Origin of the sequence: Eubacterium xylanophilum ATCC 35991, assembly GCF_000518685.1 — a bacterium.
Taxonomy (GTDB): Bacteria; Bacillota; Clostridia; order Lachnospirales; family Lachnospiraceae; genus Eubacterium_F; species Eubacterium_F xylanophilum.
This window is the reverse complement of the sequence record NZ_JAEB01000010.1, coordinates 45608-59295: the sequence shown is the minus strand read 5'-3', so window position 1 is coordinate 59295 and position 13688 is coordinate 45608. Positions and strand designations below refer to the sequence as shown.

9 protein-coding genes are annotated in these 13688 nt (G+C 41.0%); all 9 read right to left on the bottom strand.

Features of this window, described 5'->3' with window-relative positions:
* Window positions 1–3 precede the first annotated feature (3 nt).
* A complete protein-coding gene (locus L877_RS0102310) occupies window positions 4–1047 on the bottom strand; it encodes an aldose epimerase family protein (protein WP_026834721.1) in 1044 nt (347 codons plus the stop codon).
* Window positions 1047–2846: an aspartate--tRNA ligase gene (aspS, locus tag L877_RS0102305; RefSeq protein ID WP_026834720.1), complete on the bottom strand. Its 1800-nt coding sequence runs from the start codon at window positions 2844–2846 to the stop codon at window positions 1047–1049. The genes L877_RS0102310 and aspS overlap by 1 nt, the downstream gene beginning before the upstream one ends.
* 43 nt (window positions 2847–2889) lie before the next feature.
* Complete coding sequence (hisS, locus tag L877_RS0102300) at window positions 2890–4140, bottom strand: histidine--tRNA ligase (RefSeq protein ID WP_026834719.1); 1251 nt, start codon at window positions 4138–4140, stop codon at window positions 2890–2892.
* 39 nt (window positions 4141–4179) lie between these two features.
* Window positions 4180–5625 carry a coproporphyrinogen dehydrogenase HemZ gene (hemZ, locus tag L877_RS0102295; RefSeq protein ID WP_051437619.1) on the bottom strand — a complete coding sequence of 482 codons (1446 nt, stop codon included), beginning with the start codon at window positions 5623–5625 and terminating at the stop codon, window positions 4180–4182.
* Entirely contained in the window at window positions 5618–6253 is a 636-nt protein-coding gene (locus tag L877_RS0102290) for an MBL fold metallo-hydrolase (protein ID WP_026834717.1), read from the bottom strand. The genes hemZ and L877_RS0102290 overlap by 8 nt, the downstream gene beginning before the upstream one ends.
* A gap of 9 nt (window positions 6254–6262) precedes the next feature.
* Complete coding sequence (locus L877_RS0102285) at window positions 6263–8569, bottom strand: RelA/SpoT family protein (protein WP_034784873.1); 2307 nt, start codon at window positions 8567–8569, stop codon at window positions 6263–6265.
* A gap of 70 nt (window positions 8570–8639) precedes the next feature.
* A complete protein-coding gene (locus L877_RS0102280) occupies window positions 8640–9920 on the bottom strand; it encodes an Ig-like domain-containing protein (protein ID WP_026834715.1) in 1281 nt (426 codons plus the stop codon).
* Between the two features lie 29 nt (window positions 9921–9949).
* The gene (locus tag L877_RS13305) at window positions 9950–11725 is read right to left on the bottom strand and encodes a putative bifunctional diguanylate cyclase/phosphodiesterase (RefSeq protein WP_051437618.1); all 1776 of its coding nucleotides are present in this window, start codon (window positions 11723–11725) and stop codon (window positions 9950–9952) included.
* Between the two features lie 173 nt (window positions 11726–11898).
* Complete coding sequence (locus L877_RS0102270; RefSeq protein WP_026834714.1) at window positions 11899–13680, bottom strand: GDSL-type esterase/lipase family protein; 1782 nt, start codon at window positions 13678–13680, stop codon at window positions 11899–11901.
* Window positions 13681–13688 lie beyond the last annotated feature (8 nt).

Sequence of the window (13688 nt, the reverse complement as noted above, 5' to 3'; positions counted from 1 at the left end):
TAATTATTTTGCGCTAAAACGATATGTTGTTGTTGTCTGGAATTTTTCTCCAGCCTTAATCACACAAGACTCAAAACTAGGAACATTTACTGAGTTAGGGAAGTACTGAGTTTCGAGGCAAAGGCCTGTTCGCTTCGTGTAAACAGCGCCTTCTTTTCCGTTTTCCTTGTCAATAAAGTTTCCAGTGTAGAACTGCATTCCCGGAAGATCTGTAAACACTTCAACCACACGACCTGTGCTCTTCTCAGAAACTTCACACACCTTTTCCATTGCTCCAATTGGCTTGTCCAAAGCAAAGTTATGATCATATCCACCGGCAATCTTTATTGGCTTGTAATCAGCTTCAATACCATCTCCAATAACCTTCTTCTCTCTGAAGTCCATAGGAGTTCCCTCTACATCTTCCATGCTTCCATCAGGAATCAAATCATCACTTGTGAGAGTAATCTGATTTGCCTTAATCATAATCTCGTGATCTGTAATCATACCACCATTATGTCCCTTGAGATTGAAGTATGAGTGATTTGTAAGATTGCAAAGTGTATCCTTGTCAGAACAGCCTGAATAAGTAATCTTAAGTTCATTGTCATCCGTGAGCTCATATCTTACATTCAATTCAAGGTTTCCTGGATATCCTTGCTCCATATCAGGACTCACACGAGAGAAAGTCACTGCGTTATCTTCAACCTTAGCAGCATACATCACCTTGTGATATCCAGGTGTTCCGCCGTGAAGATTATTCTTACCGTCATTCTTCTCAAGCTGGTACGTCTCGCCATTTAACGTAAACTTAGCATCTCCGATTCTATTTCCGTGACGTCCGATAAATGCTCCGAAGAAGCATCCGTTAACTTCATATGATGCAACATCGTCAAAACCGAGAACAATATCTTCTAGCTTACCATCCCTATCTGCTGTAAACAAACGAACAATTACAGCACCGTAATCGATAACATCCACTTTCATACCATTCTTATTCTCAATTGAAAATAATGTTACTTCATTTCCATCGCTTGTCTTGCCGAATATACTCTTTGTTACACTCATTAGTTTACCTCCTGGTCGTTATTTTTTATTTCAATCCCCAATTCTTCCAACTGACTCTCGTCTACAACGTTTGGCGCATCAGTCAAAAGACAAGACGCATCTTTGGTCTTAGGGAATGCAATTACATCTCTAATACTATCTTCTTTTGCCATAAGCATAACCATTCTATCAAGACCATAAGCAAGTCCTGCATGTGGTGGAACACCGTACTTAAATGCATCCAAGAGGAATCCAAACTGATCATATGCCGCTTCTTTGGTAAATCCAAGACATTCGAACATTTTCTCCTGAATATCATTCTGATGAATTCTCACTGAACCACCGCCGAGCTCTGTTCCATTTAAAACGATGTCATATGCTCTAGCTCTGACTTTGCCGGGATCTGTGTCGATAAGATCAAGATCCTCCTCCATAGGCATTGTAAATGGATGATGCATAGCCTGATAACGTCCCAAATCCTCATTGAACTCAAGGAGTGGGAATTCTGTCACCCAAAGGAAATTATAAACATTCTTATCAAGCATCTCATTCTGTCTTGCAATTTCAAGTCTAAGATTTCCGAGAACATCCCATACAACTTTGTTCTTGTCGGCCGCGAACAGAAGAAGATCTCCCGGCTTACCATCCATAGCCTTTACAATCGAATCCAACTCTTCTTCAGTCATGAACTTGGCGAAGCTGGATTTAAATGTTCCGTCCTCATTTATGCTCATATACGCAAGACCCTTAGCACCAAAATCCTTGGCAAAATCTACAAGCTTATCAATCTTCTTTCGAGGCATATTTCCGAGACCTGAAGCGTTGATTCCTCGAACAGAACCACCATTTTCAATTGCTCCTGTAAATACTCCAAAACCACAACCCTTTACAACTTCTGTGATATCAGTTAACTCCATTCCAAATCTTGTATCAGGTTTGTCTGAACCAAATCTATCCATAGCTTCCTGCCAAGTGAGTCTCTGGAACGGAATCTGAATATCCATATCCATAACTTCTTTGAATAATCTCTTTAGAAGTCGCTCGTTTGTGTCGATTACATCATCCTCATCGACAAATGAGAATTCCATATCTATCTGTGTAAACTCGGGCTGACGATCTGCACGAAGATCCTCATCTCTGAAGCACTTTGCAACCTGATAGTATCTATCATATCCAGAGCACATAAGCAACTGCTTAAAGAGCTGTGGAGACTGTGGCAATGCATAGAAGCTTCCCGGATGCACACGACTTGGCACAAGATAGTCTCTCGCTCCCTCCGGCGTACTCTTGTTGAGTATTGGAGTCTCAATCTCCAAAAATCCCTCTTCATCAAGAAATGCTCTGGTAACATTGGCAACCTTGCTTCTAAGCATCATATTGCGCTGAAGGTCCGGACGACGAAGGTCCAAAAATCTATATTTGAGGCGCAACTCCTCCTTGGTCTTACTATTCTCTTCAACAGGGAACGGTGGAGTTTCACTCTCTGCTAAAATTCGTATAGCATTGGCGCGAACCTCAATATCTCCCGTCGCCAAATTCTCATTTACAGCACCTGATCGTGGCTCAAGATTACCGGTAACTGCCACAACAAATTCTGCGTGAAGCTTGGTTGCTTTCTCAAAAGCTTCTGCTCCACAGTCGCTCTCTTCAAAGATACACTGTATGATTCCGGAGCGATCTCTCACGTCAACGAAAACGATTCCGCCTTTATTTCTACTCTTCTGAACCCATCCCATGATAGTTACTTCCTGTCCTACGTTCGCCTTTGTAAGTTCAGCGCATCGACATGTACGCTTCAAACCTTTCATAGACTCAGCCATTTTTATTTCCTCCTTAGTTTTCCTCTTTATTCTCAACAATCAATTAATCACAGAAAAATTCAACGACATCGGTATAACCGTCTTTTGCCAACTGCTCCTTCTGGAACTTTTTATTTTTCTTCATGATATTGACACTAACATTGACACCTGCTTTTCTCTCCTCATTTGCCTTAGCAAGCACCTCGCTGATGAATTTCTGATCAGCTCTCTTGTCAATGAGATAAGCCTTTTTTTCTCCCTGCTCAGGAATCTCAAAATCTCTCTCCAGAAGGAGAAGCACGATTCTCTCAAATCCTATCGAAAATCCACAAGCCGGAACTTCATTGCCTGTAAATCTCTTGACCATCTCATCATATCTACCGCCACCACCGACAGCAGCTCCAAACTCGTCCATGTAAATCTCAAAAATAGGCCCTGTATAATATCCCATTCCTCTTACGAGTGTTGGATCAAATACAATCTTAAACTCCGCATTTTTCAGCATATCTATTGTCTCTATAATTCCAGCCAGATTCTCACATATTCCATCTTCAACGCAATCACCAAGCATCTCGCCCATCTTGATTACGTCGGCATTTCCATCTGCCATATTTGCAAAAATATCGGAACATTTTTCTATAGAATTCTCTGCAAATCCCTCTTCAGCAAGCTCTGCCTTGATTCCATCCAGACCTATCTTATCCATCTTATCCAGGATGATAAATACCAAATCAAATTTATCTTCAGGAAAACCACAGTACGTAGCAATTGCCTTCAAAATACGTCTGTCGTTAACTCTGATGGTGAAGTTTTTAAAGCCCAATTTGCCAACCAGTGTTGATGTTGCCTGTATGAGCTCAAGCTCGGCAAGACTTGTTGGCTCGCCGAAAATATCGATATCACACTGCATGAACTGGCGAAATCTTCCTCTCTGCGGTCTCTCAGCTCTCCATACATTTCCCATCTGAAGTGCCTTAAATGGCGCACCCAACTCGTTGGCATTATTGGAATAATACCTTGATAGGGGCACAGTCAAGTCATATCTGAGTCCGCTGTCGACCAAATCTGCTTCACACTCAGCTTGGTCGAGTTTCAACTTCTCGCCTCTCTTTAATATCTTGAATATAAGCTTTTCGTTTTCTCCTCCCTGCTTACTAGAAAGGTTCTCGATGTGTTCCACACATGGAGTCTCGATTGAGGAAAATCCGTAAGTCGCATAAGTCTTCTTAATAAGACCGATAACGTAGTCCCTCACTGCCATCTCCTTTGGGAGAATATCCTTCATTCCTGTAACAGGTTTTTTCTTTAGTGCCATTGTTTTCTCAGGGCAAACAAGTTCGCCCCTCCTCCTCTCTTATTTTATTCTCTTTCTATCAATCATTTCGTCTATTCTACTTATGTAGTCTTCAACACTCTTTACATTTTCCACCCTTTCCATCCGCTGAGAGCCATCCTCTGCCTTGTAGACATACTTTGTCGACCCTCCGCTTCCCAGAGCCATGATAGAATGCATCTCCTCCATAATAAAAATATTATAGAGACACTCTTTACCAGGCTTCGCATATGCCACATTTTCCTGATTGGTATTTCTCGTCGTACCGGCCTTGTTCTTCTGCCTGTACATATAATATGGCATATAACCGTGTTTCCGGAGAAAATGTTCCGCCAGATTCTGCATATCTTCGATTGCATCATCCGCATCTACAATCTCACTTCCACTTTCCAAGTGCTCTCTTCTGATTCTAGAAGCTCGCTTGATAACTAGCGTATGAACTGTGACACTATCCGGATCTAGTTCAACAACTTTCTCAAGAGTATCTCTAAACTCATCAACACCCTCATTAGCAAGTCCGACAATCAAATCCATATTGATATTATCAAATCCCAGTTTCCTTGCAAGCTCAAAGGCCTCTACTATTTGCTCTATCGTATGTTTTCTCCCCAAAGCATCCAACGTAGATTGTTGCATACTCTGTGGATTGATTGATATCCTCGTAACTCCATGACTCTTCATGGACATCAATTTTCCCCTAGTAATGGTATCCGGCCTTCCGGCTTCCACCGTATACTCAGGTATCTCATCTAACGGAAAATATTTCTCGACCGCCACCATTAGCCTCTCAAACTGCTCCTCGTTTAAGGATGTCGGGGTTCCGCCTCCTATGTAGAGGCTCCTAATGATCTTTTCGCCCAACAGGTCCTGAACATTTTCCATCTCATATTCTAAGGCCGCAATGTAATCATCAACTCGCTTTTCATACTGCTTGTATGAAAAGGATGAAAAGGAGCAATATGCGCATATACTCGGACAAAATGGTATGCCTATGTAAACACTTATAGAATTGTCATGGTCCATATCTCCCGCCAACTTTTGCTCAATTGTAGCTATATCTGTAGCAAGTTTGATTTTAGACTCTTGACATCTATATTCCTCACGCATTATGCGTTCTACATCTTCTCTTGAGTTTCCATCTTCTATAAGTTTTCTAGGAATCTTGGCCGGTCTAATACCGGTTAAAATCCCCCACGGAAGTTCGATTCCGCTCCTCTCACTCAAAAACTCATAGAGACAATTTTTTATGTCATTTTTTGTATATGGCCTTTTGACACTTGCCTCGAATTCAAGATCCGGTCCGTGTATCCTGAAGATATAATCTTCACTTGCCAAACTCTCATCAAATACAGTTTTATATTGACGCTCAGGATAAAAAGCCATCATAAGCGCTCTCAAATCATATGAGAATTCATTGTCAAATGTTCTGATATATGTAATCTCAGAATTCGTGGTATCACTATGCATATGGATTATTTGCCACCTCGTATTCTATCGTTGTTGAAGGGCCATGTCCGGAAAATGCCTTTACATCACCCGGAAGATCAAGTATTTTTTCTCTAAGAGATGAGATAATCTCTCGATAATTTCCGGTTGGCAAGTCAGTTCTTCCGATAGATTCCATAAACAGAGTATCCCCGCAGAAAAGAACTTTAGCATCCTCTATATAAAAGCAACAACTTCCCTTGGTATGCCCGGGAGTATGTATAACTTTGATATCTAAGTCGGCAATATTATATGTTATTCCATCTCGCATAAGTTCATCCGGCTTTATACCATATCCATTTCCAACCATCGCTGTACAATTTAGATTAGGATCCTCTAAGACTTCCGACTCTTCTTCCAATGCATAAATCTTTGCTTTCATCTCAGATAACAAGTCCGGTATTCCAAGAATATGATCAAAGTGTCCATGAGTCAATAGAATTCCCTCAAGGGTTGCTCCCTTCTCTCTTACATGCTTGGCAATCACGCTGCCACTTGCTCCGGGATCAATAACAACACACTTGTCACTGCCTTCTTTCCTGACAACATAGCAATTTGTACCAACGCTGCCAACAACATATGTATCAATCTCTAGTCCATTAACTAACATTTTAACTCCTTAATTTGAACGTCTCTCAATATCTATAATGCTCTCTACATTCCTTATCTTCTTGACAAGCCTGTTGAGCTGCTCCACTCCGTGAGTCTCAAAACCAACGATTATCGTTGCCTTGTCCTGCTTAGTAGTTCGCACATTCATTGATTTAACATCAATCTTACTCTCCGTAAATATTCTGGAAATATCAAGAAGCACACCGCTTCTGTTGAATGAGTATATGACAATTTCCACAGGATAGTCCTTCTCATTGGTTCTGGCGCTGTCACTCCACTCAGCGTCAATCAGTCTTATGCGCTCTTCCGCCGGAAGATTAACCATATTGACGCAATCAGTTCTATGAATTGACACTCCACGTCCTCTGGTGACAAATCCCACAATCTCATCTCCGGGTACCGGATTACAGCATCTAGAAAATCTAACAGCGATATCATCAAGTCCCTCAACTACGATACTTCCCTTGTTCTTAGCATTGGTATGTCTTGCCTCGCTCTTTTTGTTAGACTCATTCACCTTCTCGATTGCCTTGAGAACATCTGCCTCATTTACAACCTTATTATTTCTCTTATCATATTCGTATTGTAATTTATTGATGATCTGACCTTCTCTCAGGCCGCCATGTCCGATAGCCGCACAGACAGAATCCCAGTCATTAAATCCATATTTTCTCTTACAAGGGCCTGTATACTCGGGCTTAAGAAGAATTGACAAATCAATTCCCTTAGTCTTTGCATATTGATAGAGAAGCTCCTTGCCCTTGGTTATATTCTCTTCTTTGAACTCAGATCGGAACCACTGATTAATCTTATTCTTTGCCTGTGTAGTCTTTACAACTTTCAACCAATCTCTACTAGGTCCCTTACTGTTCTGAGATGTTACTATCTCAACTCTATCACCGTTCTGAATCACATAATCCAGCTTGACGATATTACCATTCACCCTGGCTCCAACCATCTTGTTTCCAACAGCAGAGTGAATCGAATATGCAAAATCAATTGGCGTTGAGCCGGCAGTCAGTGTCTTTACATCTCCCTCAGGAGTGAAGCAGTATACACTGTCTGCAAAAAGATTGAGATCACTCTTTATCAAACTCAAAAATTCCTTGTTGTCCGACATGTCATTATTCCACTCGAGAATCTGTCGCAACCAAGCAATCTTCTCATCATCTCCCTCAACTTTGGAACTCTTGTTGGTTTCCTTGTACTTCCAATGGGCCGCAATACCGTATTCTGCGATCTTATGCATCTCACGAGTTCTAATCTGAATCTCAAAAGGCTGACCGCTTGGCGCAATCAAAGTTGTATGAAGAGACTGGTAATGATTGGACTTTGGCATGGCAATATAGTCCTTAAATCTTCCCGGAATAGGCTTATACATCTCATGGATAATTCCAAGTGCTGTATAGCATTGCTGCTCCGTATCAACTATGATACGAATTGCAAATAAATCATATATCTGATCGAGAGTCTTGTTTTGATTGAGCATCTTTCTATATATACTAAACAAATGCTTAACACGCCCGTCAACTATAGCGGAAATCCCCTCTATCTCGAGAGTATCCTTGACTCTCGCCATGATATCTTTGACAAATACTTCTTTTTTATCTCTCAAGTTGTTGAACTTCTCAGACAAATCCTTATATGCCTCCGGCTCCAAGTACTTAAGAGACAAGTCATCTAACTCTACCTTAACTTTGGAAATACCCAGTCTATCAGCAAGTGGCGCATAGATATCCATAGTCTCTCTCGCCTTTTCCTTCTGCTTCTCCGGTTTCATAAACTCCAAAGTTCTCATATTGTGAAGTCTATCTGCAAGCTTTATAATAATAACTCGTATATCCTTGGCCATAGCAAGGAACATCTTCCTCAAGTTCTCCGCCTGAACATCCAACTTGTCAGCCGAATAATTCAACTGCGTCAACTTAGTAACACCCTCTACCAAGATTGCAATTTCCTTGCTGAACATTTCCACGATATCCTGCTCCGAAAACTCAGTGTCCTCAATCACATCATGGAGAAGTCCTCCCACGATAGCCTCTGTATCCATCTGAATCTGCGTCAAGATAATAGCAACACAAACCGGATGAATCAAATACGGCTCGCCGGACTTTCTCTTCTGCCCTTTGTGAGCTTTCTTCGCCAATTCATAGGCCCTAGCCACCATATCCATGTCAATATCCGGCCTATCCGACTCAATAATCTTTTTAAGCACTTCAAACAAGACATCCGGGTCCGTAAAACTAGGCGGAATTATATCTGTCGAAAGGGCGCCTGTATCAAATTGTTCTATTAATTCTGATCCTTTACTCATAAAAATTACCTCTCTAATTCTACTTAACAAATATGGTGTCATGCTTGATTTCAAGAAAAATGTTCCGCTCCTAGTACTTAGGTCGCTCCATAATATAGCCACCGCCGTAGCAACCGTCCGGTCTTGCAGCCCATTTTTCACAAACACTTACATTTCCATTGTCATCAATATCCGATATGGCATATCCCACGAACATTTCTACGTGATAAATACCCTTATATCGACCATTTTTAGCTCCGGGCTCAAACATAAGATCTCCCGGTCTAAACTTGAGACTCTGCACCTGCTTCTTCGTATACTTGTTGGTAAGCACCTTGCCATTGCTCTTAATATACTTGGCAAGTTCTGCAGCAACCGGCGCATAATTCTTATTTCCAAACTTTATATTTGCAAGGGAATATGACTTCCAAACAAGCGAACTACAGTCGTAGAATCCCTCTGTCATTCGCTTCGGCTGGCTATACTTCCAGTTTCCCCCGATGTACTTTGCCCTCTTGATAACCTTAGTCATCTTGGACTTGACAACAGAGATAACGCTTGCGAAGTACGCATCTCCAAGCTTTCCCTTAATAATAACATTTCCAACTTTCTTGGCCTTAACAACACCTTTTTTGGAAATAGTTGCAACCTTTTTGTTAGATGTGGTCCAAGATGCTTTTTTCTTGGTGCCATTTACTTTGAGTGTAACTTTTCCACCCTTCTTTAGCACCACACTTGTCTTATTTATTGCTATCTCTGTAATATTGACATTTATGACAAATACCTTGCCTCCGATGGTAACTGTCAAAGTTGACTTTCCCCCCGAAGAGGCACTCACATAAAGATTGGTATCATTTATCCAGCAAGACAATCCCATCTTGGTGTTGGTTGATGTAAAGCTAAGTGTCGCATTGTCCAATTCAGCACTCGTAGCTCCTTTGATGGCTATCTGCGCTGTATATATGTCTCCATTTGCCTTGATCCCGGTGATAGCACTTCTCGAAAGTCTGACATTTTCCATGTTGGGATTGACATCTATGTCACAATATCCAACAAAAATGTATGATCCGGAAAAATCATATCCCTGTACCATAATCTCGGCATGACCTGTAGCAATACAAGTATAAGTTCCCTTAGTGGGATCAACTCTTACAACAGCATCATTAGAACTCGAAAAAATCCACTCCGTTATGGCAAGTTTAGTATTGGGATGGATGGTTCCGGCATCACCGACATTGGCGCTAACCTTGGCTGTATCGCCATAGCTCACAGGAACATTTTTCACTACTGCCTCACTCTTTCTGCTTGGAAGCAAGACAAAAGCTAGTAACAATGTCACAATAACACAACTAATTTTCAGTACTCTTCCCATGTAATATCACATCCTTTCGGTGCAAATACTTAGAACTGATCAACCATAGTATGAGTCAAATAATACTTTTCTCTGTCTATCAACCTTTTCTCATATTCTTCACGTGGCATAGCCTCATCAAACCAAAATCCTTGGATGACGGAAACTCCCGCCTCCTGAAGGAAATCAAGCTGATCCTTGGACTCAACGCCCTCAACAACTGACTCCATGTCTAACTCGTTGATCATATTAATAGTATTCTTAACTACTACATCGTTATTTTCATTATCATCAGACAAGTCGTCAACAAAGGACTTGTCAAGTTTAACAACATCCACATTGAAATCTTTTAGCATGTTGAGGGAAGAATATCCGGTTCCAAAATCATCAATAGAAACCTTAATCTTCTCACTCTTCATCGTGCTCACAAAGTCATACAAGCGGTCGTAATCTTCTACAGAGGCTGTCTCTGTCAGCTCGATTTCAATATACTTGCTATCCACTCCATAATTATCCATTGTCTCGAGAATTCTCTCAGCGAAGCTCTTCTCGAAGAGATGGAGTTTAGAGAAATTCACTGATACTCTGACAGGTTCAATCCCCTCTCTCTTCCACTTCTCGATATCCTTGCAAACCTGTTCGAAGACAAAATGGTCCACTTCGCAGATAACATTGCCCTTTTCAAGGTCCGGAATAAAGTCGTCCGGCATGATAATCTCGCCGCCCTTTTTCCATCTGACCAAGGCCTCGGCACCAACTACTTCTCTGTTCTCAACACTAACTTTAGGTTGGTAATAAACTACGAACTCTTTGTTAGTGAGTGCTCTTGTGATGGCCATCGAGAGTTTCTCCACCTGAGCAACCTTCTCCAGGATTTCAGGTTTAAACCAACAGTAATCATCCTTTTGACTGCTCTTGGCTTTCTTCATAGCCGCAGTGGCTTCTCCCATGTTCTTGCCGTGGGGATTGCCCTCGGAATTCCTAGTAATACCGGCTCTAACCGATATCACAAATTCATCATAGTATACCATACCCGTTGCAGGATTCCTATACTCTGCATTTACAGGAACTCCATTCAAGAATCCCAAAAGAGTCTCTGTAAATGGTCGTCTAACCACAACTACAAAGTTGTCTCCACCAACTCTGGCAGCGAGACCGCTCATGGAAACATACTCCTTAAGTCTCTCTCCAAATGCTCTGAGAATATTGTTAGCTCTCTCCGGTCCAACCTGCTGGTTGATATAACCAAAACTCTTAATATTAAAGAATATTGTATTATACTGATGTAACTTACCTTCCGCTAACAATTTATTGGCTTCAATCTCGATTCCATTGGCATTATATAATCCGGTGAGCATATCGAGCATCCTAACTCTCTCAATTGTATTAGACGCTCTGGTCTTTCCCAGTATCACATGAATTGTCTCAAATACAAATTCCAATTCACCCTTGTACTCATCAGACCACTTTTCTCCTTCATATGGTGAAGCATGAATTTCAAAAAGACTTCCGCTGTTTTCATCCAATTTGAGAATAAGCATATCATCCTCATTGCCGACCACCCATCTTGGTCTCTCCGGGATACTTAGAATCTTAGTTCCTCCCGCCTTGTAATCATAACCTATAATTATTCTTTCTGTGTTTCCTTCACCTTTCATAGTCCCCGTTGAATCCGCCTGAATAAGACAATATCCAACATTTAATATCTTGGCAATCTCAGGAATCACATCCATGAGATCATAGTAAAAATCAAGTCCTTCTCCCTTGACATTACTCATTTTGCGAAAAATCTTTTTATAATCTTCGCTGACAAATTGCTCATTCATAATTATTCATTCCTTTTTCAAAAACAGAATGTACGCTTTTTTACATTTAAGCACACGTACTCAAAGATAATTTTACCACAAAATAGACCATTTATCAATAACTAAAATGTCCCTTATCACAAATGACAAGGGACATTTTGAGTTTCTAATATATTTAATTAGCTTTAATGAAATTAGTCTACTCCAATTCCATACATAACGAACTGTTTTTCTTCGTCTCCGCTCTTCATTCTAATCTTGAGATTGTGGTCTGCTGCCTCATCCTCTTCAAGGATGCTAACAGTTCCTGCTTGGTTCCATCCACCACTCTCGTAACCTTTGACAGTCTTAACTACCTTATCGTCAACGAGAACCTCTACAGTTCCAAAACTTGCGTTGTTTGCGATATTATATGCAAGCAAAATATTCTTACAGTGGAGATTTGCTTCAAATACAGCATCTCCATCTCCTTTGTCATGCATCCAGTTAGTAGCAAACTTCTGTCTCTTCTGGTTGAAATGATATACACCAGAATTTCCAAAAGTACTTACAAAGCTACCTCTGTCAACTGACTTGAAGATATCTGAATGATTCTCAAGACAATCCTGCAATGTAGCTGGCTCAAGATTCACGATGTCAGCATATGTAGGTGTCTTATATGCTGGGAAATTGTCAATATCTGCAAGATTATCTGCTTCTGGAGCTTCTTTGTCAATGGCATCAATAAGATTGATAATTGATCTAGCCATCAACTCATGTCCTGCAGTTTTTGGATGATATGCATCATTGTAATACCAGTCAGTGAACTCTGTTTCTGTATAGTAATCCTCGATACCATCGGCAACACTTACAACCGGAAGGTCATAGTGCGCACCAATCTTCTTGTACTCATTTCCAAGAACTACATTGTGAGCCTTGAATACTGACATCACGAGAACTACTGCTGAACCGGCCTTGATAGCACGTCTGATGAGTCCATCCATAGCTCCACCTTTTGTACACTCACCGCTGTCATTAACGGCGAACTCGATAAAGAGAATATCTGGAGTCTTGCCATCATTTCTCTTGATAACATCGTTGTCATATCTAATGATACCAAGTGCTGATGGAGTACCACTCTGTCCTGCATTGATGAATTTTACATTATTTCCTGTTCCATATTTAGAAGCGAAGAAAGATGCTGACAACTGTGCATAGCAAAAATCATTAGTTGGTTTTGCACCCTCTCCCTCAGTGATAGAACCACCGATATAAGCAAGTGTAACATCCTGTCCTGCTCTTGCTTTGTCGATAACAGACTTAACTCTTGCATTGTTTCCTGTAGATACAAGTGACGCACTAATCATATTCTCCCAGTCTGTTGCTGTTGGCTGGAATTCGATGTCTGGGTTATTTGGAGCATACTCTGAAGTCATCTCCTTATATACACGAAATGCAGCAGATGTATCAGGGTTGATAGTCTCATTGGCAATTACCTTCTCTGTTGGAGCAGCTGTAGGTGCAACTGTTGGCTCGACAGAAGGTACTACACTTGCAGTAGCTGTAGGCGCAACTGTAGGTGCAACTGTAGGTGCTTCGCTTGTCTTAGCAGCCGGTGTAGTAGAGACTGGAGTAGCTGTCTCTGCTGCCTTTGCACTAGCATTAGACTTTACTACAACCTTTACTGTTCCAATTGACTTTTTCTTGCTACCTTTCTTCTCCGTTACCTTGATCTTAGCTGTTCCTTTTTTTACAGCCTTAATCAATCCCTTTTTAGATACTGTAGCCACTTTTTTGTTACTGGATTTGAAAGAGTACTTAGCTTTTTTAACCTTATTCTTGATTACTATAGCTTTCTTCTTTCCCACCTTGAGAGTGACTTTTTTTGTTTTGAGTTTAGCTTTTTTTGCAGCATTCACTTCCGGGGCTGTAACACTTGTCACAACCATAGCTAACGCCAAAGCTCCAGCCAAACCATTTTTAAGATTTTTGTTCATTTTACCTG

Excerpts from the sequence above, each read along its gene's own strand:
- L877_RS0102310 (WP_026834721.1), bottom strand. The coding sequence starts at position 1,047 with ATGAGTGTAACAAAGAGTATATTCGGCAAGACAAGCGATGGAAATGAA.
- aspS (WP_026834720.1), bottom strand. The coding sequence starts at position 2,846 with ATGGCTGAGTCTATGAAAGGTTTGAAGCGTACATGTCGATGCGCTGAA.
- hisS (WP_026834719.1), bottom strand. The coding sequence starts at position 4,140 with ATGGCACTAAAGAAAAAACCTGTTACAGGAATGAAGGATATTCTCCCA.
- hemZ (WP_051437619.1), bottom strand. The coding sequence starts at position 5,625 with ATGCATAGTGATACCACGAATTCTGAGATTACATATATCAGAACATTT.
- L877_RS0102290 (WP_026834717.1), bottom strand. The coding sequence starts at position 6,253 with ATGTTAGTTAATGGACTAGAGATTGATACATATGTTGTTGGCAGCGTT.
- L877_RS0102285 (WP_034784873.1), bottom strand. The coding sequence starts at position 8,569 with ATGAGTAAAGGATCAGAATTAATAGAACAATTTGATACAGGCGCCCTT.
- L877_RS0102280 (WP_026834715.1), bottom strand. The coding sequence starts at position 9,920 with ATGGGAAGAGTACTGAAAATTAGTTGTGTTATTGTGACATTGTTACTA.
- L877_RS13305 (WP_051437618.1), bottom strand. The coding sequence starts at position 11,725 with ATGAATGAGCAATTTGTCAGCGAAGATTATAAAAAGATTTTTCGCAAA.
- L877_RS0102270 (WP_026834714.1), bottom strand. The coding sequence starts at position 13,680 with ATGAACAAAAATCTTAAAAATGGTTTGGCTGGAGCTTTGGCGTTAGCT.